The organism is Acinetobacter sp. TUM15071 (genome assembly GCF_008980925.1).
Taxonomy (GTDB): Bacteria; Pseudomonadota; Gammaproteobacteria; order Pseudomonadales; family Moraxellaceae; genus Acinetobacter; species Acinetobacter dispersus.
Genome location: NZ_BKGB01000010.1, coordinates 125,406 through 149,952 on the forward strand (window position 1 = coordinate 125,406; position 24,547 = coordinate 149,952).

Genomic DNA, 24,547 nt, shown 5'->3' on the forward strand with positions numbered 1-24,547 from the left:
CTGCTTTTTCGATAGGACGCTTTATGAATCGCTCTCTATTTATTATTTTTTCGACCATTGCTTTAGATGCAATCGGAATCGGGCTGATTTTTCCAATCTTGCCCGCCTTACTTCAAGATATTACCCATAATCACCAAACTGCGCTGTACATCGGTCTGCTCGGTAGTCTCTATGCTGCCATGCAATTTATTTTTTCACCCTTACTTGGCAGTCTAAGTGACAAATATGGACGGCGACCCATTCTGCTATTTTCATTAGCTGGCTCAGCCATCAACTATCTATGTTTAAGCTTTTCCCATAGCTTTGCGCTGTTATTGATTGGTCGTATCGTTGCAGGCATGAGCAGCGCCAATATGTCCGTTGCGTCTGCTTATCTGGTAGATATTTCAGAACCAGAGCAACGCGCACAATACTTTGGCTTAATCAGTGCCATGTTTGGCGCAGGTTTTATCATTGGACCAATCCTTGGTGGTTTGCTCGGTGAATACTGGCTCAGGCTTCCTTTTTTGATAGCAGCCATACTGACAGGTCTCAACTTTTTATTAGCCTACTGGGCACTCCCTGAATCAAAAACAGCAGATCTTTCAAAAAAATCTGTAGCAACACTCAATCCATTTAAAGTGTTTGCTTCACTTCGATCTATCCCCAATGTGCTGCCCCTGATTGCGATTTTCTTTATCTTTAGCGCTACAGGTGAGGCTTATGCAGTTTGTTGGGCGTTATGGGGGCATGCCGCCTTCAATGGAATGGTTTCTGGGTAGGTCTTTCTTTGGGAATGTTTGGTTTGTGCCAAATGTTGGTTCAAGCTTTTGTTCCCCAACATGCATCCAAACGCTTTGGCAATCGAAATACAGTCTTAATCGGCATGGGCTATAGCGCTATTGCCTTAGTGGTGATGGCTTTTGCACAGCAAGGCTGGATGATTTTTGCCATCATGCCAATTTTCGCCCTCGGTAGTATTGGTACACCCTCTTTGCAAGCCTTAGCTTCACAAAAAGTCTCGCCTGAACAGCAAGGTCAATTTCAAGGAATTATTGCATCGACAATTAGTTTGGCCTCAATGTTTGCCCCGTTGTTGTTCTCAAGCTTATATTTCCAATTTCAATCCGACTGGCCGGGTGCAATCTGGTTGAGTGTAGTCATGATTTATATCCTATCCCTACCTATCGTACTTCGCAGCTTAAAGCCAAGTTTTTCGGTACCAAAATGACAAAAAAGTAATTTTCACGTCGCATAGATGTACCGATATTGCTTTGATAATAAAAGATGAAATCAGATGGCGCGCTTTGTGCCATCCCCAACTCATCATGCTTCAAAGAGGATCAGAAATGAATTTTTCTCAAAAAAGTAAAACCCTATTACGCAATCTTTTTGTTGGCATAACAATGATCATTGCTACCTCAACTGCCTTTGCTCATGTCAGTTTAATTAATTCCACCCCAGCTGCAAACACCACTGTTTCTGCTCAACCTAAAAATCTTAGCCTTAATTTTGCTGATGAGGTGATGTTAATGAAAATCCAAATTTTAGATGAACAAAGCCAAGCACTACCGCTGAATTACAAAGTCAGCCATGACTTGAAAAAAACCTTTGATGTTGCTTTGCCAACACTGAAAAAAGGCAAATATAACGTACTTTGGAGCACCATGGGCAAAGACGGACATAACATGAATGGTGAATATAGCTTCACCTTGAAATAAGGCAAATACCATTAAAAATATATGAATAGATTGGCTACAGCATGGGTTGCTGAGCTATTGATAAAAGGGAAGAAAAATAATGTCTGAATACTGGATGTTTGCAGCTTGGTTCAACAAAGTAAGCCTTTATCTCGGCATGATTATGGTCATCGGTGGTTCATTCTGTTATTTCCTACTGGATCGTTATACTGCAATAAAAAGGACCATTGTCCAATATATGACACTAGGTGCAGTGTTAGGATTGATCTCTAGCACTTTAGCTTTCTTACTTTTGATTGGTAGCTTTGCAAACACAGGCCTCTTCGGCATGTTTGATTTGACCTATATCTGTATAGTACTGAATACCTCCACGGGGCATATTCATCTGATTCGTATTGTCAGTTTTGCGCTAATACTTACACTACTATTAGTTAAACTCCATCGAAAAAGCACCAGTATCAGAAGCTTTGAGAAAATCTTTTTCGCTATTCCGTTAGTGCTTATTGTATATAGTTTTTCTCAACTGGGTCATGTCACCAATTTATCCATTTTTGCTCAGTTTTTATTGACCATCCATGTACTGGTCATGTCTGTATGGATGGGGTCTTTATATCCACTTTGGAAAACCAGCCACAGCATAAGTGGACTGCCATTAAAACAAGCTATGCATTTATTTGGGCGGATTGCGGCATTTATTGTGGCGATTTTAATTGCATGTGGCGCCAGCATAGCCCTGCTCTTGTTTAAGGATTTTAATACCCTCATCGCAACGCCTTATGGACAAGGTTTTATCATTAAACTGTTATTGGTGATCTGCATCTTATTATTAGCTGCTTTTAATAAATGGTATTTCACCCCACGTTTGCAACAGCCTCAATTTGCCAAACAGTTGGGTTATGCCATTTTGTTTGAAATGTCTTTGGGCTTTTTGATTCTCATGGTGACCGCGTATATTACGACCGTTGTTGGAATCGAGTGATTTATTATAATGTTGATGCTGATTTTAATATCTCTCAATTAACCTTATATTTCTACACAATGACTATTTTAACATGCCGTGTTAAGTACCAAAATAATAATGCCATTAGACTACCGCAGGCACCCAGTAGGCAAACGCCATACCATCCCGCTTTTGCATAGGTGATGGTTGTACTGATTGCTCCTAATCCACTGCCTGCGGCATAGAACAACATATACAGTCCAATTAAGCGGCTTTGATTGTCCTGTCCAGTTTGCAAGATCATGCTTTGATTGGTGACATGTAAGGCTTGCCCGCCTAGATCCAGTAATAAAATACCGATGATTAATGCCACAATTGAATATTCAATTTGAGAGAATGCCAACCAAGACAATAAGATGACGAGCAATGCAAAAGCACTGGTTCTTTGTGCAAAGCCTTGATCTGCCCATTGTCCAGCTTTTGTGGCCATTAATGCCCCCAGTGCCCCAACCAAACCAAATGCACCAATAGCGGTATGGGAATACTGATAAGGAGGAGAACTCAACAATAATGCCAATGCACTCCAAAAAATATTAAACACTGCAAACATCAGCAATGCCAATATGCCTCGTATTTGTAAGAGTTTATTTTGATAAAGCAAACTTAACATCGACAAAATCAAGCGAGGATAAGCCAAAGTATTCTGTGTATTGGATGGTTGTGGCAAGTATTTCCATAGGGGTATTGCAATCATCAACATCAGTATTGCTGCACAAAAATATACGCTCCTCCATCCTGCTAAATCGCTCACACCTCCAGCAAAAACACGTGCTAATAACAATCCAATAAACACACCACTTTGTGCTGTACCTACGACATATCCACGCTCATGGGATTCGGCCACACTTGCAGCATAGGCAATCAGTCCCTGTGTCATGGCAGTCCCTAACATGCCAACAGCAAACATACTTGCAAATAAGCCCACAGCCGTTTTAGTGATACTTACAGCATTCAATGCAAGTACCAATCCGAATAGCTGTAATAGCATTAAACGTCTGCGATCGACTCGATCCCCCAATGGAACTAACAATAATAAAGCGACCGTACAGCCAATTTGAGTCACGAGAATGACACTGCCAACAGCGGCATAACTGATTGCCAAATCCGTTGCAATTGCATCAAGCAATGGTTGCGCATAATAGACATTGGCAACACTAAGCCCACTTGCAATGGCGAACAACCACACCAAACTGGTCGGCAATTTTTTTGACTGGATTAAAAGATGCTTTTCATTTTGTGATAAAGCCGATGTACAGGGACTATTCATCGCAGAACCAAACTAGTTTCAAATTAAAACCAGTTGAACCATAAGCCATCTAGTTTTAAAATGCAACTAGTCTGACCGAACTGTTCCGAGAATCCGATGTCACCAGATAAAATTTCCCTAGATGAACCTTGCCCTGTTGCACGTTGTGTTGATGTGATTGGAGATCGTTGGTCATTGCTGATTATTCGAGATGTGATGGATGGGATACATCGCTTTGGTGATTTACAACGCAGTCTAAACGTTGCCCGTAATATTCTGTCCAACAGACTACATAAATTAATTGATGCTGAAATTCTAGAAATGCGAGCCGCGTCAGATGGCACAGCCTATCAAGAATATATTTTGACAGATCAAGGTAAACAGTTATTCCCTGTAATAGTTGCACTACGCCAATGGGGTGAACAATATTTATTTGGGGAAAATGAAGCGCATTCTGTCCTGATTGAAAAATCAACAGGAAAACCTGTTCCATTGATGATACCCACCTCAAATGAGGGAAATCTTTTAAGTACCAGTAACACAAAAGTATTAAAAGTGAATCTATAGCCTATAAAATATGCGTTAAAAATTTATGCTTTCTTTACGCATAGTTTACGATAATTTTATTATTTATCAATTAATTAAAACCTAATATACATCACATCAAATTTAACTCATATGTTGAGGATGTTATGAAAGGTTTTTATCAATTATTGGTTTTGATTACAGCTTGCTCGTCAAATTATGCATTTGCATCAGATCAGCCTACAACATCGAATTTAGTGTTGAGTGGAAATGTCGCTTTGGCCAGTGAATACCGCTGGCGCGGGCAAACCCAAACCAAAAATGATGCAGCCTTGCAAGGTAATTTTCTTTTAAGCCATTCCTCTGGATTATATGCCGCGGCTTTTGCATCAAATGTCGATTTTGGTAATGAAGCACACTTAGAACTCGATCCTTTTATTGGCTATACGACGCCGATACGCTTAGGGAAATTCCAACCCAGCCTCGATATCGGTATGCTGCGCTATAATTATGTCGGCAAAAGTGACTTAAATTATAATGAATATTATCTCAAGCTAATCATCAATAACGCTTTGAACAATAATGATAGCTTTACCCCAAGTATCAGCTATACCCCTCAATATGGAGGCAAAGCCACTCGCCAAAGCGTTGGTGAAAATGTCAATAATTGGTATTTTAACCTTTTATATACCACTCCCATTGCCGAAACCAACTTTGGTGCCGTTGCAAGCTTAGGCTATTCCAAAGCAAGCCGAGAAATTTATGGAGGAGATCCGAAAGATCATTTTATCGATTGGAAAATTGCAGCGAATTATAATTACAAACCGATGAACTTAAGTGCGGAACTGGCTGCGATTGGAACCAACCTCGATAGCTCTGGTTATTCCGACAGCAATAAAAAAGGCGTTAAAACTGCCGCCGTGTTTAGCTTGACCAAGTTCTTTTAGGATTAAGATCAGAAAAGCGAAGTACAGTAAGCATCAACAAATATGCATGCTTGCTGTATGACATTGCATTTTTATCGACTGATTTGTTAACCAGATTTACGCTGAAAGCCTTGTTGCTCCAATAATTGAGCCCGAGTTTCATAATCCACCACTTCAAGTATCTGATGCAATAACCACATATATCCAAACGGATCTTTAAACATGGCATTTTTGATGCCCATTTTAGGCATATCTTGCACCACCTGAATCACCGTAGCACCCGCATCAACCGCTTGCTGCAATGTTTGCTCGATATCTGTGACTGTAATATTAAACCAAATCGGGATATAGCTTTCTTGGGTAGGTGCCAGCAATTGGAAATCTGGGTTTTCATCCAGCATATGAAAATGAACCCCATGAATACTCATAATCACACTATTTTGTCCAACGACAAAATCACCGACTTCAATTCTTTCAACCTCAAAAACCTGTTCATAAAACGCCAATGCAGTTATGCTATCTTTCACGATAAAATCTATTTCTGTGGTTTGCATCTGCTTTTTCTCTGTGTTTTTTTCATTCTAATCTGCAGGTTTTTTGACCACTGTCTATACTTTGTAATACACATCGATTTATAGTCATAAAAAAGCCAAGCGAGATTCAACCTCGCTTGGCTTTTAAATCAATTGAAAAATGATTATTCAATAATTAAATCTTTGGCAGGAATACCATCGCCATAAACAGGCTTTAAGGTTTTTTCATAGGCTTGATGGATGACTCCTTGTTTGGCGAGTTTTTCCAAATCTTGATTTAACCAATCCAACAACTCCTTATTACCTTTCTGAACTGCGGGTGCGATCAAATCCTGCTCACCTAGATTGGTAATGCCGACTGTATAATTTGGATTCTCTTTTGCCCAAGCTAAGACCAATAAATTATCATGTGCCAACGCTGCACCACGACCATCTTTTAAGGCATCAAAAGTTTCAGTATTTTGCTCATACTTTTGCAGCTTAATTTCTGGATGTTGCTTGCTAAAGAAAGAGTCCGCTGTCGTGCCCTTATTTACCAATAAGGTCTGATCCTTTAATTGGGCAATATCAGTAATTGGTTTATTTTTCGGAGACACCACACCCAAGGCGACTTTTAAATAAGGCTTAGCAAAATCCACCACCTGTTCACGCTCTGGTGTCACGGTGAAATTAGCAAAAATAATATCGACTTTATTGGCCTTCAGATATTCCACTCGATTGGCAGCTTCTGTCAGTACGAATTGGACTTTATTTTCATCACCTAATAAATCTTTGGCCACATGTTTGGCAATTTCCACATCAAAGCCCTGATTTTTACCTTGTGCATCCAGATAACCAAACGGTGGCTTATCGCTAAACACACCAATACGCACCACCCCATTTTTCTTGATCTGCTCAATACTGGAGACTTGCGTTGAGGCCTCAGCGGATTTCTCTGCTGACTGTGGATTTTTATTACACGCTGCCAGTCCTAAACTGAATATAGAAGCCAGCAGTAATTTTTGAATATTTGACAATGTTATTGTTTGCATACGTTCACCTTTTTTAGTGTTTTAAAAATCTGTTATTACTTGGTGCTATCAACATCTAAAAAGATATTGGGATTCACTTTTTCACCATAAATCGGCTTTAAAGTTTGGTCATAAATATTCTGAACTTCACCTGTCGCCCTAAGCTGTTTGATTTCATCATTGAGCCAGTGCAGTAATTGGGTATTGCCCTTCTTCACGCCCGCTGCAATAAAATCCTCGTTACCAATTTGTGGAATACCCGCCACATAATTCGGATTCTTGGCTGCCCAGGCCAGTGCATAGGTACTGTCTTGGGAAATGGCATTACCCCGACCATCAATCAGTGCATTGAAAGCATCGGTATTTTGTCCAAATTTCAATAAATGAATTTTGGGATAGTTTTTACTGAAATAGATCTCCGAGCTTGAGCCCTTATTTACAATTAATGTTTTGCCTTCGAGACTTTTAACATCGGTAATGGCTTTGGCTTTGGGTGAGACAATCCCTAAGGAGGCTTTTAAATAAGGCTCGGAAAAATCAACTACCTGTTGCCGCTCTGGCGTCACCGAAAAGCTGGCAAAAACCACATCAACTTTTCCTGACTTTAAAAACTCAACCCGATTGGCAGCTTCTGCCACCACAAACTGAATTTTATTTTCATCACCCAGTAAATCTTGAGTGACACGCTTTGCTAAGGCCACATCAAAGCCCTGATTTTTGCCCACACTATCGACATAACCAAACGGTGGATTGTCGGCAAATACGCCAACTCGCAATACACCTTTTTTCCGAATCTGTTCCAGTGAAGTATCTTGAGCCGTACTTTTGGGCTCTGAGGAGGCGGATTGATTACAGCCCGTCAACACAGCTGCCATCAGTACGCAAGTGATGCCAAGACCAAACATTTTTGTTTTTGAAGAATGGGCATATTGCCCAATTGCTAAATTCAATCTCATAAAGTCCTCATTTTAATAATTCAAAATATTTAAAAAGGTTCTCGCACGTTCCGTTTGCGGATGCTGAAAAAATGCTTCTGGCGAGCTTTGCTCAATGATCTTGCCCTGATCCATAAAAATAATGCGATCTGCCACTTTGCGGGCAAAGCCCATTTCATGAGTCACAATCAACATGGTCATACCTTCCTGTGCCAGTTTCAGCACTACATCTAGGACTTCCCTCACCATTTCAGGATCAAGGGCCGCAGTAATTTCATCCAGTAAAATCACTTTCGGTTTCATCACCAAGGCACGGACGATGGCAATTCGCTGTTTCTGACCACCCGATAAATTGGAGGGATAATCATATTTACGATCCAGTAACCCCACGCGCTGCAACAGTTGATCTGCCAGTTGTTCTACTTCTGCTCGTTGGCGTTTTTGCGCTTTTCGCGGACCCAGCAGAATGTTATCAATCACATTCATATGCTTGAATAACTCATAGTTCTGGAACACCATCCCGATCTGCTGACGTACACTATCCCATGGCAAGTCCTGCCCCAACACACCCACATCTTTAAGGTGAATTTCACCGTCTTGAATGGGTTCCAATCCATTAATACAGCGCAACAAGGTACTTTTTCCACAACCCGATGGTCCCAAAATCACCACCACTTCGCCTTGTTGTACCTCCAAATCAATGCCATGCAAAATATGACTTTGTTTATAAAACTTATGTAAATGCTGTATCGATAACAAAGTCATGCGTTCTCCCACACTTTTTCTAAATGCGCTGCTAAAAGCGATAATGGATAACAAATCAGGAAATAAAGAATAAAGATGAAACCGTAAATCCACAGCGATGCACTGGGCACAGTCAATAATGAATTTTCAATAATCTGCTGCCCTACTTTCAGAACTTCCACCATCCCGATCAATACAGCTAAAGAACTGGTTTTAATCATGCGGGTAAACAGATTTAATGCGCCAGGGGTCACTCGTTTTAAGCTTTGCGGGAAAATCACATAAGTCAATGCTTGTAGATGATTGAGTCCTACTGCATAAGCGGAATCCCGTTGATGCTGATCAATCGAGGTGATCGAGGCGCGAACCAGATCCCCCATTTCCGCAGTTCCCCATAAAGTAAATACAAAAATACAGACCCAAAACGATGAGAGCTGCCAGTTAAACCATGTCGCAAAACCAAAATAGAAAACAAACAATAAGACGAGGATGGGCACAATTCGTATAGTCTCGAGATAGAAACGGCACAGGATTTTGACCAACATATTTTTTGAGGTCATGATCACCCCAAAAATTGTCCCGAAAATGGCAGATAAAAAAACGGACAGAAATGCAATTTCGATGGTTTGCAATAAACCATATAGCAAACGTTCGATATGGCTCGGTTGAAATAAATACTCAAGTCCCATGGCTCACCTTCCGACTGCGATATTCCAAATAACTTGTTAAAGCCGACACGGGTAACAAGATGATCAGATAAGCCATGATTAATAGAAATAAAGCCTCGGTGGTTTTGTAATCCATCCCAATTAGGTCTTTGGTCACAAACAGTAATTCCACTACTGCAATTGCACTCAAGATCGAGCTTTCTTTAATCAGAAATAAGCAGTTCGCACCAATCGCTGGAATAGACAGCGACAATGCTTGTGGAAATACTACATATTGAAAGACTTGGACGGCGTTTAACCCCACACTTCGAGCAGAATCAATCTGCCCTTGCGCAACTGACTGTAAGCCTGCACGAAAGGCTTCTGCCATATAGCTGCCACCTAAAAAAGTCAGACCAATCACACCACATGTAAAACCATCCAGTTTGATGCCAATCTTGGGTAAACCGTAGTAAAGGAAAAATAGCTGAATGAGCAAGGGTGTATTGCGGGAAACCTCGATATAGACTTTGACAATTTTATTCAGTACTCGAACTTGATAAGTGCTAATCACACTACAGATCAGCCCTAATAAAATGGATAACACGATACCGATAGAGGAGATTTTTAAGGTCATGAATGTGGCCGCATAGAACTGCGGCAGCACACTCTGTATATACAGCCAATCCAAAGAAAACATCCGAATGAAAAATTGATTTTTTTGATAAATACGTTGTTGTTATTTATCTTTGGATGAGTCTATGCTGATTGAAATTTCACATGAAATATTATTATTTGCTAAGCTTTGCTGAAATTATAATGATTCGATTTATTTCTAATTCAAATGCTTAGCTGCTTTACTGCAGAAAAACACATGTCTGAGTATCCACAAACTAAAGAATTCTTCATAGCTATTAAAATGATATAAGATAAAAATGATTAAAAATTTGAAATAGCATAGGAAAACTGTACTGCGCGATAAATAAAGAAAAATAAACCGAAATCTAATCAAGCTACATCTAAGCACATGATTAAAATAAATTAAAAATGCTAGATGACATAAATAAAATATTCCCTACATATAAAACAGCCTGAAAGTAAAAAACAAAATCAAAAAACTTTCGACATATTTTGAGAGAATTATTAAAAAAACCTTAATGCTCGGTCAAGCTTCTGTATTTTATATAAAATTTAACCTTTTGTTATATTAAAGCATATGATTATTAATAACAATTATATCTATATTTAACAAATTTTAAATATTTTACTTAGACTATTAAATACCCAAGTTGATAAAAGGTCCGCTCATGTTAGTAGAAGAAAATCTAGCAACGAAAGACATACTTTCAAGTTATCAATCACCTTTCACCTACGACTTTAAATTTTCCACACTCAAAGAAAATTTGCGACAAAATGGCTTTATCAAATATAAAGCATCGGATATTGATATTGAATCAAAAATAACCATTGCAAGAGAATTCAAAGTCTTAGAACAAGATCCCTTTTCAGCAGCAGAGAATCATCGCTTTATCCGCTATGGCAATGCCTTGATCCTTCCTTGGGAAAAACAGATCAGACCTATTTGGTTACCAACAACATTGTCTGAAGATGGTCAGGAACTCTCCGGATATGATCAGGGAAATAATACATCTGAACAGGATTCGATTCGCTATTTCAATGCACTGAGTCAAAATGTAAAACTATCTCACTATCTAAATCAATTAATTACTGAAGACTATGCGCTTACGTTCGGTTTAAAGGAATATTATCTGCCAATTTATGTCGGTATACATTTCGTTAAATTAACTTCTGATGTACAGAACTTAGGAATCAATATGCCTGATAGTTTCCATCAAGATGGTAAGCCATTTACCTTTGCCCACCTGTTTTATCGAAGCAGTAACATTACTGGTGGAGAGAATTACATTGCCAGCCCCAGCGAAAAGAATAAACGCTTAGAAGATGTAAATGCTGAGAATATTTATACACACTTCACTTTAAAGAATATTCTAGACAGTTTTGCGATGCATCACTCCTCTGTGTGCCATTACGTATCGCCAATTCAAAAGATTCCCAACAACCAACTCAACTATTTAGGTGAAAGATGGGTCATCTTGATTGATTTCTCATTAACAAAGCAAAAAATATGATCGATATCCTGCCACCTCTGTCTCCGATCTTATGATCATCCTATTTAAGTTAGGAGTCAGAGGCTTTCAAAATAATAGACACAAGTACATTATAAAAAAATAGATTCAACCTTTTGGCTCCTATCTCACATCCATACTGTTGAGCATAAGTTACTGTTAAATCATACAGAGCATTCGGAGACTTATTCATTGAGTTAACAGCACAATCTCTTGCTTAATCTCATTTTCAAACTAGTCGATCCTCTTGCTATCTATTACAATAGCTTCCTTTTGTTCAGCGCAGCGTATTTTGAGTAATTCCTCTCCCCAATTAAAACGTGGACTAAAAAACCGCCATATCCAATTGATTGCGATGGGTGGTGCTGTGGGTACAGGCCTATTTTTAGGTTCAGCTCAGGTGATCCAATCTGCTGGCCCTTCGATTATTTTGGGCTATGCCATTGTCGGTTTGATCGCATTTTTGATCATGCGACAAATGGGTGAAATGATTGTAGAAGAACCTGTCGCGGGCTCTTTTAGTTATTTTTCACAAAAATATTGGGGAAGATTTGCTGGCTTTTTATCGGGCTGGAATTATTGGGTAGTTTATATTTTGGTGGCAATGACTGAGCTGACAGCCATTGCCAAATATATTCATTATTGGTGGCCACATATACCTGCATGGATCTCGACTTTATTTTTCTTCATTATTGTGACCTGCTTAAATCTAGGCAATGTAAAATTTTATGGCGAATCCGAATTCTGGTTAGCCATTATCAAAGTTGTTGCCGTCATTTCAATGATTGTATTTGGTCTGTTTCTCTTGCTCACAGCAGGTACAGAATCAACGGCTAGCTTCGCAAATCTTTGGCAACATGGCGGATTTTTTCCGCATGGTTTCTCAGGCCTGTTTTATATGTTGGCCTTTTTAATGTTTGCTTTTGGCGGCATTGAATTGATTGGTATGACTGCCGCTGAAGCAGAGAATCCAGAAAAAAGTATTCCTCAAGCCATTAATCAAGTGATCTTCCGTATCTTGGTTTTCTACGTGGCTTCACTTGCCATCATCATGTCACTCATTCCATGGAATCAACTTGATCTGGGTGGTTTGGATAAAAGCCCTTTCGTGATGATTTTCAGTCAACTCGGGATTAATTGGGCTGCACATTTACTCAATTTCATTATTTTAACCGCCGCGCTTTCAGTCTATAACAGTGGCATGTATGCCAATAGTCGTATGTTGTACGGGTTGGCAGTACAAGGCAATGCACCTAAAGTTTTTGCAAAAGTCAGTAAGCAAGGTGTACCTATGCCTGCGGTGATCTTTTCTTCTGTTTTGATTTTTGGCTGTGTACTACTCAATTATTTTGTGCCAGAACAAGCCTTAAGCCACTTGATGTATATGGCAGTTGCAGCTTTGGTTTTAAACTGGGCGATTATCAGTTTTACCCATTTAAAGTTTAAACGCGCCTTTCTGCAAGAAGGCAAGACCGTCAAATTCCCTGCCTTATTTTCACCATTTAGTAATTATCTGGTTTTGGCATTTATCGTGATGATTTTATATATCATGTGGACTCAAGGCTTTAAGGAATCAGTGATTTTAATTCCAGTCTGGATCATGCTTATGTTCGGCCTATTTAAATTTTTGAAATGGAATAAATCACTTTAATATCTGAACCAAAACACGCATCTACAGCAATCTGTAAATTAAACTGTAGATGCGTTATCTCTCAACAAAAATAAATTAAAACAATATAGGTCTTATTTGTTATCAAGTTAATCCATTTGCTACTATAGCGCTATCCTATTCATTGTCTGACCTAATGGCTGAACCGCAACTTTCTCTAAGCGACTACCTCGCAACGGTACAGGAAATCATTCGCCTGACTTTTGATGAGCCTGTCTGGGTAAAAGCTGAGATTCGGAATCTGAGTATCAAAGGTGGGCATTACTACCTTGAACTTGCTGAAAAAGAACAAGACACAGACAAAGTCATCGCAAGTTGTAAAGCCACGATTTGGAAATTTACTGCGGCTAAAATGGTACTCAAGTTTGAGCGCGAAAGTGGTATTGAACTTTCCAAAGACTTGAATGTGCTGATTAAAATCAGAGCCCGCTTTGACCCTCAATATGGTTTTTCAGTCAATATTGAAGATATCGACTCTAGTTTTACTCTAGGCGATATTGCCAAACGTTACCAACAGATTCTTGCTCGACTCAGCAGTGAAGGTTTACTTCCTCTAAATAAAGCCTTACCCACACCTTTTGATATTGAGCATGTGTTGGTGATTGCACCCGAAAATGCTGCTGGATTAGGTGATTTCAAGAAAGATGCCGATGCATTACATAAAGCAGGTGTCTGTGATTTTGTCTATCACAGCGCGACTTTTCAGGGAAATACCGCTGCGCACAGCATCATGGAATCCTTAGGTGCGGGACTACGTCAGTGGGCAGCAGACTATACCATTCCACCCGACCTGATCGTGATCATTCGTGGTGGTGGTGCCGTCAACGATTTAGCTTATTTAAATGACTATGATCTTGCCGCCCTGCTGTGTAAACGCAAAGTGCCGATTTGGGTCGGGGTTGGACATGAAAAAGATCGAACTATTTTAGATGAAATTGCCCATCGTTCTTTCGATACGCCAAGTAAGGTAATTGCAGGTATTCGTAATTTGATTTCAGAGCGTTCTCTAGAAGTGATGGAACATTTTCAAACTATTAAATTGCTTTCTCAACATCAGATTACTGCTTATCAAAGCCAGAATGACCAATTGATCAATCGCATTAAGTCACAGGCTGAGAATCAAATCAGTACCAGCGAATTGCACCTTCAAGTGGCCAAATCAACACTACAATATTTTGCCAAGCAACAACTAAAAACAGCCTCAACTCAAATCGAGGCTTTAATGCGGGAAACCTTGTTGCAAAACCCGAGAAATGTACTCGCTAAGGGTTATGGCATTGTCCGCTGTGAAAATAAAGCGATTCGCTCAATCCATCAAGCGAGTTCATCCCTATCAATTGAAATGCAAGATGGTTATATCCATGCCAAGCTCACCGAGGTGATTGATCATGACTAAGAAAGAATTAAATTTTAAGGAAGGTTATGCATTATTAAAAAAGAATGCCGCTCTACTCGAAACACAAGAAGAACCGGATATCGATAATTTGATGAAAATCGTCGAAGAATCAATGGCCGCTTATAAAGCCTGTAAATCCAGAGTTGATGCGGTTCAGCAAGCTTTAAACGAGACATTTAAGGATGACTAGCCATCGTCTGACTATGTTTCATAGCTTGACCTGAAAAGTCAGCTCATTCTTCTGCATTTATATAATACTGCTAACTTCATGATCAATTAGTCTATATTTATAGCGCCATAAGATAAATACTCGGATTCAGGAATATTTTTTTTGATGTAATTCAATCGACTAATATATTCATCCGTCCGATCATCCATGAACAAATAGAAGTGATACCCTTCCAATAAACCATGCTCATTGTTTTCTATGATCTTTGACTTCTCAAAATCAATAAACAGCTCATCAGTCATAAAACTTTTCTATATATCATTGAAGAAATGTAGTTCATAAAAAAGATTATTTCATGTGGTTATGACGAACTTATGAATCAGTTCTCATAATTTCTGTGATCCATCGTTATCTAAACCCAGTCAACGAGGTGGTTAGAGTAATAACCACAAATGAATGGCAAATGGCCCAACCAGCACCATCAAGATACCTGCAATCACCATGGTTAAGCTGGCAATCACACCTTCTTCATTATTTCGCTGTTGGGCTCTCGCTGTACCAAAGCCGTGAGCGGCATTACCAAATGCAGCACCATTTGCCACAGCAGAACGGATTTTGGTGAATGCTAAAATGGCATCACCACAAATCATACCAACCAAACCTGTAATCACGGTAAATAGCGATACCAATGCTGCTGAACCATGAATATCTTCGGCTAAAATCATCGCAAAAGGTGTTGAAATAGAACGAGCCATCAAACTATTGGTGACTTCTGGACTGAAATGAAAGAGCTGTGCCATCTCATAAGCCGACATCACCCCAACGCTCATGCCGACAATAATCGCGATGGATAAAACACCGATATTTTTACGGATGGTAGCGCGATAACGATAAATAGGCACAGCAAAGGCAACCGTTGCAGGTCCAAGTAAATTGACGATCCATTGCGTATCTTGGGCGTAGGTCTGATAGGAAATGCCAAAAATCGTCATTAATACAATTGTCAGCACTGGCACGCTAATCGCAGGTGAAAGCCATAATTTAGGATGTTTCTGATAGAGACGTTTTGCAACCACATAGGCGACCAAAGTCCAGATCAGACAGAGGATTGACCAGATATTCATGTGAAATGCCTTTAGATATGCTTATGCTGGAAAGGTTTACGTGTTTGCAAATAGCTTTTGAGACGATTGTAATAATGAATGGTTAAGCAGGTGCTCAACATCACCAAGATTGTCCCCAGTGAAATACTCAGTACAATCTGCCAGCCTTCGGTCATAAACAGGGTTTTGTACTGAACCACGGCAACAACCACAGGCACAAAAAACAGCAATAATTCGCCGAGAATAACCGAAGCCCCCATCGCCACCTGATCCATTTTAATAATCTTTAGGAATAGACAGATTAGCAGCAGCAACATGCCTAAAATCCCTGCGGAAATCGGGACACCGAGTTGTTGATGCAAAACATAACCAATACCCCAAAAAGCCGCCAGAATTAAAATCTGTTTGACCAATGTGAAGAAGCTGCTTGGGGAAGACGTTTCAGAAACGGAATCAGTGCTCATGACAACAAATAAGATGGTGAACTACATCATTATGTTATCCCAGTGCTATTGGCATAATATGAATTATTCATGTTAAAATTATACCAAAATGGAATAATATTTTATTCATCATGCTTTCATTCAAATCACTGCAATGCTTTGTTACTTTGGTCAAAACCCAAAGCTTTACCCGTACCGCAGAACAGCTCTATCTGACGCAACCAACCATTAGTAAAATCTTGCAGCAGCTTGAGCAACAACTACAGGTACAGTTGTTGGTAAAGCCAGAACATGGCCGCAAAAGACAGGTTGAACTGACGGAAATTGGCCAGCGCATCTATCAGCATGCGCTTGAGCTTTTGCAGGCAGAACAAAATATTTTTCTGGAAATTGAAAACTACCAGCAATTAAAAACAGGCACTTTAAAGTTGGGCGTTCCACCTTTAGGCTCTCAGTTGCTCACCACGGCCCTGTTTGATTATCATCAACAATGGCCAGAGATCGAACTTTCCTTTCTTGAAGTCGGTTCCAAAGGAATTGAACAGGCTTTACTGAATAATGAACTGGATGTGGGTGTGTTGTTACATCCTTTCGACCAGCAAATCTTTAATAGCATCGAATTGTGTGATTATCCGTTGATGGTGCTATTACGGCGAGATGCGACCTGGGCCACACGCAAGAAAATCAATCTGGAAGAATTACAGCATCAATCCTTTTTAATGTTTCCTGAAAATTTCTCTCTTAATCGCATTATTCTGGATGCATGCCAGCAACATGGTTTCTACCCAAGCATCGCCTGCCGTACCAGTCAATGGAATTTGCTAGCAGATATGGTGCTACAACGTATGGGGATTGCCCTATTGCCGCAATATTATACCGACATGCTTGATCCCGATTTGTTTGCAGCCATTCCACTCGAAAGACCAAATATTCAGTGGCATCTCGCTATGGCATGGAAAAAGAATCTGCCCATCTCTCCCGCAGTACAAGCTTGGCTTGCCGTTATTCATCAACACTTTCAATTGATTAAGTCAAAAATTGATGAATGAAATATTCAAATAAAATTTGCAGAAAAATTCATAAGGCTTTGCCACAAAAATGCTACCCAATCTTGGATTAGCTCACCTACACTGGATTGATCTATTGATGAGATGGCAAATCATAATGAATGATTCAAACTATATTCCAGCCAAAGTTTGGCAATGGACTGGAGACAAAGCCGATTTAAATCAGCCAACTTCAGGTAGTCGCTTTGAACAAAAATTACCAGTTGGCAAACATCCGCTCCAGTTATATTCGCTTGCCACCCCTAACGGGCAAAAAGTAACTATTCTGCTTGAGGAACTGCTCGCATTAGGACATACAGATGCCGAATATGATGCATGGTTAATTAAAATTGGTGAGGGTCAGCAATTCGGAAGTGGCTTTGTGGAAATCAACCCAAATTCTAAAATTCCTGCCTTGGTTGATCATAGTCAAAATCCGCCACTCAGAGTGTTTGAATCAGGTTCAATTTTGCTCTACTTAGCTGAAAAATTTAAAGCCTTTATTCCCACTGATGTTGCTGCACGTACTGAATGTTTGAATTGGTTATTCTGGCAAATGGGCAGCGCACCTTATATTGGTGGCGGTTTAGGACATTTTTATGCCTATGCACCCGTAAAAATTGAATATGCCATTAATCGTTTTGCTATGGAAACTAAACGTTTACTGGACGTATTAGACCAACATTTGGCAAAGCACGAATACTTGGCGGGTGATGAATATAGCATTGCCGATATTGCCGCTTTTCCGTGGTATGGCAGTGTTGTAAAAGGCTGGGTTTATAATGCGGATGAATTTTTAAGTGTCGATCAGTATAAACATGTGCAACGTTGGGCCGATGCCATTTTAGCGCGCCCAGCCGTACAACGTGGTCGTATGGTGAATCGTACTTTTGGTGATTTAGCTACCCAGCTACATGAACGTCACGATGCAAGTGATTTTGAGAGAAAAACCCAAGATAAGTTGCAATAAGTATTTTTCATCTGATGAAAAAAATAAATAAAAGCCTTTGTTTTTCACAAAGGCTTTTTGAATTTTTGCTGAAGCACAATGCTGGCTCATACGATACATACTTTATTCGACCCCCATTGGTCAGGGATAAAACGGATTTTCCTCGTGAAGTATGTGAGCATTTGCTTGCCAAACTTTCCAGATGAGGTTAAAGCAGCTTATTGACCTAAAGCCTACCTTGACGCTGTATTACTAGCGAATAAATTCTCATCAAATTTAAATCTGAAACGAACATAAGCACCCTGAATGGTAGTGTCACTATCGACCAAATCATCATCTTTATAACCTGAGAAATTATAACCACCAGACAACCATAGGTTTGCTGCAACGAGGTATCCAAGCTCAGCACCAACGAGAACTCTACGCCCAGAACTCATATCGGACCATAATACGCCAGTATGTACACCAGCATCCCATCTTTCATTGATGTCATACATTGCTCTTGCGCTAAACATATGTGTCATACCCGTAGATGCTAAACCAGAGAATGTGGTTTCCACATTTTTCACAGCATATTGACTCGACAGCGTAAGATCTCGTGTTGGATGATAGTTCAAATGATTCGAGAAAATATAAACATGTTTAAGATAAGGGTTACTTAGATCTGTTTTATTATCATCATAACGATATTCAACTTTGGCCAGTGCATCAAAACGATTGTGCTCTGTATCTCGATAAGCTAATCCTAACTGGAAGCGATCTATTAAACGGTCACCGCTACTGTCATTCTTGCTATCGGTAAGGCTCACGACATTTTTTGCTAATAATGTCACATCATCTGAATATTTATAAGCAGCACCTAAATTATTCAAAATCGTATCAGACTGATCTGACCAACGTGCTTCAATACGGGCAACAGCTTTCCAGTTTGGATTCTTTAAATATTCGACGCCTAAAGATGCTGCCGTACTATCAGAACTTAAATTATTTGCACTTGATAAAGACTTGGTTTGTTCAAAACTTGTATTCGCATAAAAACCTTTTTCAAGTTCCCAACGATTACGCAAACCGATTGCTGCCTCAGCCTCTCGTGCACTAATACTATCGCGAATACGATATTCACTAAAAGCTGTGCCGTTATTGTTATATTTACTATCAAGACCAAATACAGTTACATTGCGTCGCTGATTACTATTGAGATCATAAAGACCGCTAAGACTAGAAACTAATTCATGGCGGCCATAGGCACGTAGTTTTGAATTAATTTGATAATTTGCACCCAGTGCAAAAACACGGCGATCAGCTTCCGAAATGTCTTGTTCATATTCAGCAAATACATTTGAACCTTGCCAAGGAAGTTGACTGGTTAACTTAGATCGAACAGTTACTCCGTGATATGGCGCAATTTGTGTAGCATTTAGCGCTGCTGAATTCGATGGTTCATCATAATATTTTAAACCAAGCTCTACAGCTAAAATACGATTTATTGCACGCTCAATACTTGCTGAAACACCTTGGTTTACGCCACTTAATTGATCTTCAGTACGAATCGCTTCTAACTTCGCTAAACCAATTTTATTGAGTTGTACCCGCCCTTTAATTCCACTTTCTTTACGGCCCGCTGTAATGGGTGCTGCAGTATTATAAAAACCAGTATCTGCTTGATTATGATAAACCTTCATTTCCAAGTCTTTATAAGCGTAGTTGAGTTCAACTCGCGCAGCATTACCTGATAATTTACCGGTCGCATCAGATGCTATATTAGAGTTCAAGCCATCATTAATATTCTCTGATCGAGCAAATTCAGCAACTAACTTACCTTTATCATTGGCAAATTTAACAACCGTATTGACACTCGCCAACTGGTCTTGAGTCTGTGGATTATTGCTCTTGACATAAGAAGCCCCCACTTTTACTTTATCGGTGACTTTTACAGAACCAGATACCCCACCTACAGTATATTCTTCGCCGCCCTGATCAGATTCAACCGTGATGCGGAGGAATACTGGATTTAAATCAGCATCAACACTTGGAACTGGATCTTTGAGATAAATACTATTACTGAACGTATCGACTTCATAATCAGTAAAACGGGCCAAGGTTGTACGAGCAATAATTAAGCCTGAATTGTTCCGATCACGCGTAATAACTTCTACTTTTTCACTATTTTCACGTACATCCTGAGCATTAACACCACCTAAACTATATGGACCAGAAATCCCCATAGCTCGTTGCTCATTAACAACTTGTTGTGTATTTGTCTGTGCAGCAAATGCCGTAACTTTATATTTATCAATTTCGACAGTACTACGCACACCTGTTAATGAACGGTTATATTGACCTAAAGATAAACCTTCATCATTTTCAGTCCGTGTGACGTAATCACCATACATGGCATATGAACGGCCTTTATCGACACGAATATACAATTTGCTGGTTGATTGAGCATCAAAGCCTTTGGCAGCAGAATCACCATAGACTGGATAATATTCATCAGGACGAATATCACGGAATAATCGTTGCTTCTTATCTTTGTCTGAATCATATGCAAGTGTCAGAAGATATTCACCTTTGACCTTACCTTTCAAAAATAATGCAGCCCGACCTGTTAAATTACGCTTACCATCTTTTGAAGCTGAAATTTCATTTAATTCCTCTTCAAAACCATCGTTTGAATTGGTACCACTCAGTTCTTTAGGATCAAACTTTTTAAAATTAAGTGAACCTTCAACCATACCCACAGCAATGATTGGTCTTAAATCAGGTAAGAAACGAATAGGTGTGCTTGAATGGAAGATACCACTTTCAACAGATAGAGTGCCTTCACCCGCTTCAATTGGTGCTTGAATTGGAACAAGTAAAGTGCCACCTTCAACAAATACTTGAATACCCGGCTGTTTTGGATCTAAATCAACTAAATCAATTTTACCAATTGAACTGTCTAAGGTAATTGGTGTGCGACTTGATACCAGCGTGCCATGTCGGTCCACAATTTTTAAATTCACATTAAAACGATCACGACCATTCGCTTGCGGAATCGTTTTACTTGGCTCAAGTTGCAGTTTATCTAATTGGTCTGGTGCAATTACTTGAATACGTTTAGTGTCACGTGTGTTCCCCATCATATCCACTTGGCGTACTTCAATTGTGTTATGGCCTGCATTTAAGTCCACACCAATAAAGTCTAAACCTGAAACCTGCATATTCGGTAATACAGCACGTTTACCGATACGCTTTTCAGGCACACGTGTTTCATTTACCCACAGTTCAAGTTGAGTACCTGCCGCACCTTTAACCTGAATAGATGTTTGAGGATAAGGCAATACTTGCCCATCTTTAAGGTTCAAAATTTCTAATTGATTATTTACAGCTGCTTCTAAAGCTGTTTCAAGATTAATCATTTTTGCAGTATTAGCCGAATCTACAGGTACTTCATTTGGCAATACCAAAGTTGAAGAACTTGGTAAAGCGACAGAAGGCTGTACACCCGATTTTTCAGGCTCAAATTGTATTTGCTTAATTTCCTTGATTTGTTCTTTTGAAAAATCAAGATTACAGTTCGCCTGAACTCCAACTGCTGAAATACACCCACTCGACGGCTGCCCTCGGACATCAGTGACTTTAGAGAAAATTGGATCAGCTGTTAAATCTGAACGTAATATTTGCTCTAAATTTGTATTATCCTGTTCAATGCTTTTTTTACGCTCTAGCACACGTTCAATTAGAGATTCTGAACATTGCCCTTCACCTTGAGCAATCGCAAAATCAGCTCGATGCAACTCACCACGTTTTAAATCAACAAAACGGCTATTTGGGTCACCTGCTTGACGATTACTAATTAAGACCAACTCAGAACCAATAGGTAAGCTAGTCCGATCTACTTTTAAAACATGTGTTTTAGCACTAATTCCATAGAAGTCATACTTACCTTCACTATCGGTAATAACATAGCTTCCATCCTCTAAATAGATACGGACACCAGGAACACCTATTTCGCCAGCATCTTGAACACCATTTCCATTACAGTCTGTGAAGACTTTACCTACAATAAAACCATCGGAAATCATTGCACCAGGTGTTACTTCTACCTTTGCCGAAGCTTCATTTGACTCGATACCTTTCGCATCTTTGGCACGTACACGGTTAATCCCATCACCATTGAGCGCATTAGGGCCAATATAAACACGATATTGAACTTTGACTTCTTTATTTGGCGTGAGCGTGCCTAATCCAAGCTTTAAATAAGGACCTTTGCCGCCTAATGGATCTTCAACTTTGGTACCGTCAACACGCATCGAACCTTGTACATAAATAAAGCCTCGAGGAAGCGTATCGGTGATTGAGACATTCGCCGAATCTGCAGTCCCACGATTTGCAACAGTAACCGTATATTCTTCAAATTCACCAATCTCAGCCGTCTTATTTGAAGCAGCTTTTTTAACAAATAAAGATGAACTGGTATTTGCGACTTCTGGGTCGATTGGAATATCAATATTAAGTGCTGGATCACCATTATTTAATGTAAACTGTCCCGCATATGACCATTTTAAATCGACTGCTTTGTCTGCTGGAAAGCTTGGATACACATCACGATCACTGGTAAAGGTATAACGTGTATTACCCGGAATTGTCTTGGTATCGACAACAAAACTATATGTTCCTGCTTTGACAAGTGGATAAATAAATTCACCTGCACTATTGGTCACTTGTGTTGCGGGTATAGAAGTCTTCTCACCAGTTTGAGTATCAATTTCAAAAGCAACATTACTGCCAATTGGCTGACCATTTTGATCTAATAAAGTAACAGTAGCTCCGGCCACAGGTAAACCCGTTTTAGCATCAAATACAGTGCCATACGGATCCATCAATACATTTGTATTAATGTCCGTGATTGTTGCTGTAGATTGGCCTTGCCCATCCAAACAATCCGTTAAACTAATATCAACTTTATCGCGTTTAAGCGTTTGTAAAACTGCATCAAATGAAATGCCTTTGTCTGATAACGTGGTTGGTAATGTATAATGAAATACACCAGTATTCACACCCGTTTCGACACCAATAACTTCTTCTACATCACCAGTCTTTGTTGATTTAATTCTAATTTTTACACGATCAGCCGTATAGCGATCAGCATTACAACTTGCATTTTTAGCCTCAATATTCAGCGGTTTATTGACACTACCCGTGGCTAAAATGCTCTTAAAATCACTTGAGTTATTTGTAATATCAGCAGAGCCACTAACCAATGTAGATGCTACATTTGATAAGATATCTTTCTGGCTATCAGTAACTGCATAAGAAACTTTATAGGTATTTTTTACAGTGGTTTTTGCAATATTGCGATTCATACTGACGACAAGATCAACTTGCTCAGAGGTATTCGCGGCAATTTGTGGAAAACCAACAACAAGCTGGTTGATCTGTGTTACGTCACTTGGGGCGATCGTACTATAACTATTATTTGCAAGCTTATATAAAATTTTAGCTTGCGCATTTTTTGCTAAAGCAGATTTGAATGTGGTATTCGGTGGTAACTCATCGACCAATAGCACCATTTTCTGTGTTTGACCATCTACCATTACATCAATAGGACGAGCTGATTTTTTGCCTTGATTGCTAATATTTAATGTGTAATTTAAATCGTAATTCGCACTTACTGAAGGCTCAAAGGTTTTTTGTTGGACTTCTTTGGTTGCAACTAATTTCGCGCCATAGCTAATTGCACTATCTATCGCATTTGCTGTTGCATTGGTATCTTCAATAACCGTTGCTTTAATCGGCAAGTTAAATTGCTGGCCTTCAGTTAGATTTGAATTTGTGGTGGCAACGACCCATAAATTAACACTCTGTCCTACTTTTAAAGATACAGGTTGCATGACTTGCTGATCAGTTGTATCAAACTGGCCATCTTTATTTGTGTCTATGTAAATTTTTATATTGTTTAATTCATTAATTGTTACTGCATCTAGCTGAACACTAACTGGTGCATTACTATTATTCGATAAAGTATTTGCCCATATCACTCTTACATTCGGCTCAGTATCGAGCACAGGTGGTGTGGTTAAAGTAATAGCATATAATGCTGAAACGTTGACTTCAACAGTATTTGAAACCGATTTTTGTTCTTTACCATTTGCAGCGGTAAAAGTTGCATAAGCAACGTTTTGAATCGTACTACCAACTTCAGGAATATTCGCGGCATGACTATACTGCGCAGACAATATAGATATTGTCAGCGTTGATAACATGAAAGACATGTTTTGACATGCTCGAATTTGCTTCTGTTGTAGCACAGCGCTCTACCCTTCAACTAAATAGTCTAAAAAATAAAATTAAAAATTATGGTATGAGGACACCTGCAAAGCACAAATGTCCTCACA

The 24,547-nt window shown here is 39.4% G+C and carries 20 protein-coding genes and 1 pseudogene; 11 read left to right on the top strand and 10 right to left on the bottom strand.

Annotated elements, in window-relative coordinates:
- Nucleotides 1–23: 23 nt before the first annotated feature.
- The 3 genes and pseudogenes from GBI66_RS11385 (at nucleotide 24) to GBI66_RS11395 (ending at nucleotide 2,658) form a co-directional block, all read left to right on the top strand.
- Nucleotides 24–1,210, top strand: a pseudogene (locus tag GBI66_RS11385) (TCR/Tet family MFS transporter).
- Between the two features lie 118 nt (nucleotides 1,211–1,328).
- Nucleotides 1,329–1,700, top strand: coding sequence for a copper resistance protein CopC (locus tag GBI66_RS11390; protein ID WP_151716176.1), 372 nt, complete (start codon nucleotides 1,329–1,331; stop codon nucleotides 1,698–1,700).
- Nucleotides 1,701–1,779: 79 nt separating this feature from the next.
- Nucleotides 1,780–2,658 carry a copper resistance D family protein gene (locus GBI66_RS11395; protein ID WP_151716177.1) on the top strand — a complete coding sequence of 293 codons (879 nt, stop codon included), beginning with the start codon at nucleotides 1,780–1,782 and terminating at the stop codon, nucleotides 2,656–2,658.
- 52 nt (nucleotides 2,659–2,710) lie between these two features.
- Here the strand turns inward: GBI66_RS11395 and GBI66_RS11400 are convergent, their stop codons facing one another.
- Nucleotides 2,711–3,946, bottom strand: coding sequence for an MFS transporter (locus GBI66_RS11400; protein ID WP_151716178.1), 1,236 nt, complete (start codon nucleotides 3,944–3,946; stop codon nucleotides 2,711–2,713).
- A gap of 96 nt (nucleotides 3,947–4,042) precedes the next feature.
- Between GBI66_RS11400 and GBI66_RS11405 the strand changes: the two genes are divergently transcribed.
- A complete protein-coding gene (locus tag GBI66_RS11405; protein WP_151716179.1) occupies nucleotides 4,043–4,492 on the top strand; it encodes a helix-turn-helix domain-containing protein in 450 nt (149 codons plus the stop codon).
- Nucleotides 4,493–4,617: 125 nt separating this feature from the next.
- Nucleotides 4,618–5,397 (top strand): TorF family putative porin, encoded by a 780-nt coding sequence (locus tag GBI66_RS11410; RefSeq protein ID WP_151716180.1) that lies wholly within the window; start codon nucleotides 4,618–4,620, stop codon nucleotides 5,395–5,397.
- Between the two features lie 86 nt (nucleotides 5,398–5,483).
- Here GBI66_RS11410 and GBI66_RS11415 read toward each other — a convergent pair whose 3' ends face one another.
- From GBI66_RS11415 to GBI66_RS11440, 6 genes are all read right to left on the bottom strand, one after another.
- Nucleotides 5,484–5,930 (bottom strand): VOC family protein, encoded by a 447-nt coding sequence (locus tag GBI66_RS11415; protein ID WP_151716181.1) that lies wholly within the window; start codon nucleotides 5,928–5,930, stop codon nucleotides 5,484–5,486.
- Nucleotides 5,931–6,073: 143 nt separating this feature from the next.
- Entirely contained in the window at nucleotides 6,074–6,940 is an 867-nt protein-coding gene (locus GBI66_RS11420) for a cysteine ABC transporter substrate-binding protein (RefSeq protein ID WP_151716182.1), read from the bottom strand.
- A 35-nt stretch (nucleotides 6,941–6,975) separates the two neighbouring features.
- Nucleotides 6,976–7,875 (bottom strand): transporter substrate-binding domain-containing protein, encoded by a 900-nt coding sequence (locus tag GBI66_RS11425; RefSeq protein ID WP_151716183.1) that lies wholly within the window; start codon nucleotides 7,873–7,875, stop codon nucleotides 6,976–6,978.
- A 12-nt stretch (nucleotides 7,876–7,887) separates the two neighbouring features.
- Complete coding sequence (locus GBI66_RS11430; RefSeq protein ID WP_151716184.1) at nucleotides 7,888–8,619, bottom strand: amino acid ABC transporter ATP-binding protein; 732 nt, start codon at nucleotides 8,617–8,619, stop codon at nucleotides 7,888–7,890.
- A complete protein-coding gene (locus GBI66_RS11435; RefSeq protein ID WP_151716185.1) occupies nucleotides 8,616–9,287 on the bottom strand; it encodes an amino acid ABC transporter permease in 672 nt (223 codons plus the stop codon). Before GBI66_RS11435 ends, GBI66_RS11430 begins: the two co-directional genes overlap by 4 nt.
- Complete coding sequence (locus tag GBI66_RS11440; RefSeq protein ID WP_215901027.1) at nucleotides 9,277–9,936, bottom strand: amino acid ABC transporter permease; 660 nt, start codon at nucleotides 9,934–9,936, stop codon at nucleotides 9,277–9,279. The genes GBI66_RS11435 and GBI66_RS11440 overlap by 11 nt, the downstream gene beginning before the upstream one ends.
- Before the next feature lie 616 nt (nucleotides 9,937–10,552).
- Here GBI66_RS11440 and GBI66_RS11445 point away from each other — a divergent pair.
- From GBI66_RS11445 to xseB, 4 genes are all read left to right on the top strand, one after another.
- Nucleotides 10,553–11,395 carry a 2OG-Fe dioxygenase family protein gene (locus GBI66_RS11445; protein WP_151716187.1) on the top strand — a complete coding sequence of 281 codons (843 nt, stop codon included), beginning with the start codon at nucleotides 10,553–10,555 and terminating at the stop codon, nucleotides 11,393–11,395.
- 289 nt (nucleotides 11,396–11,684) lie between these two features.
- Nucleotides 11,685–13,043 carry an amino acid permease gene (locus GBI66_RS11450; protein ID WP_151716188.1) on the top strand — a complete coding sequence of 453 codons (1,359 nt, stop codon included), beginning with the start codon at nucleotides 11,685–11,687 and terminating at the stop codon, nucleotides 13,041–13,043.
- 154 nt (nucleotides 13,044–13,197) lie between these two features.
- On the top strand, nucleotides 13,198–14,457 hold the full coding sequence (gene xseA / locus GBI66_RS11455) for an exodeoxyribonuclease VII large subunit (protein WP_151716189.1): 1,260 nt from the start codon (nucleotides 13,198–13,200) through the stop codon (nucleotides 14,455–14,457).
- Complete coding sequence (gene xseB / locus GBI66_RS11460; RefSeq protein WP_005187131.1) at nucleotides 14,450–14,647, top strand: exodeoxyribonuclease VII small subunit; 198 nt, start codon at nucleotides 14,450–14,452, stop codon at nucleotides 14,645–14,647. The genes xseA and xseB overlap by 8 nt, the downstream gene beginning before the upstream one ends.
- A gap of 413 nt (nucleotides 14,648–15,060) precedes the next feature.
- On the opposite strand, the gene GBI66_RS11470 is transcribed toward xseB, so the two are convergent.
- Nucleotides 15,061–15,750, bottom strand: a complete 690-nt coding sequence (locus tag GBI66_RS11470; RefSeq protein ID WP_151716191.1) for an LrgB family protein — start codon at nucleotides 15,748–15,750, stop codon at nucleotides 15,061–15,063.
- Nucleotides 15,751–15,761: 11 nt separating this feature from the next.
- A complete protein-coding gene (locus GBI66_RS11475) occupies nucleotides 15,762–16,193 on the bottom strand; it encodes a CidA/LrgA family protein (protein ID WP_151716192.1) in 432 nt (143 codons plus the stop codon).
- Nucleotides 16,194–16,303: 110 nt separating this feature from the next.
- Between GBI66_RS11475 and GBI66_RS11480 the strand changes: the two genes are divergently transcribed.
- Both GBI66_RS11480 and yghU read left to right on the top strand, forming a co-directional pair.
- The gene (locus tag GBI66_RS11480) at nucleotides 16,304–17,221 is read left to right on the top strand and encodes a LysR family transcriptional regulator (protein WP_151716193.1); all 918 of its coding nucleotides are present in this window, start codon (nucleotides 16,304–16,306) and stop codon (nucleotides 17,219–17,221) included.
- 115 nt (nucleotides 17,222–17,336) lie between these two features.
- On the top strand, nucleotides 17,337–18,188 hold the full coding sequence (gene yghU / locus GBI66_RS11485) for a glutathione-dependent disulfide-bond oxidoreductase (RefSeq protein ID WP_151716194.1): 852 nt from the start codon (nucleotides 17,337–17,339) through the stop codon (nucleotides 18,186–18,188).
- Nucleotides 18,189–18,400: 212 nt separating this feature from the next.
- On the opposite strand, the gene GBI66_RS11490 is transcribed toward yghU, so the two are convergent.
- On the bottom strand, nucleotides 18,401–24,460 hold the full coding sequence (locus tag GBI66_RS11490; RefSeq protein ID WP_151716195.1) for an SdrD B-like domain-containing protein: 6,060 nt from the start codon (nucleotides 24,458–24,460) through the stop codon (nucleotides 18,401–18,403).
- Nucleotides 24,461–24,547: the final 87 nt, after the last annotated feature.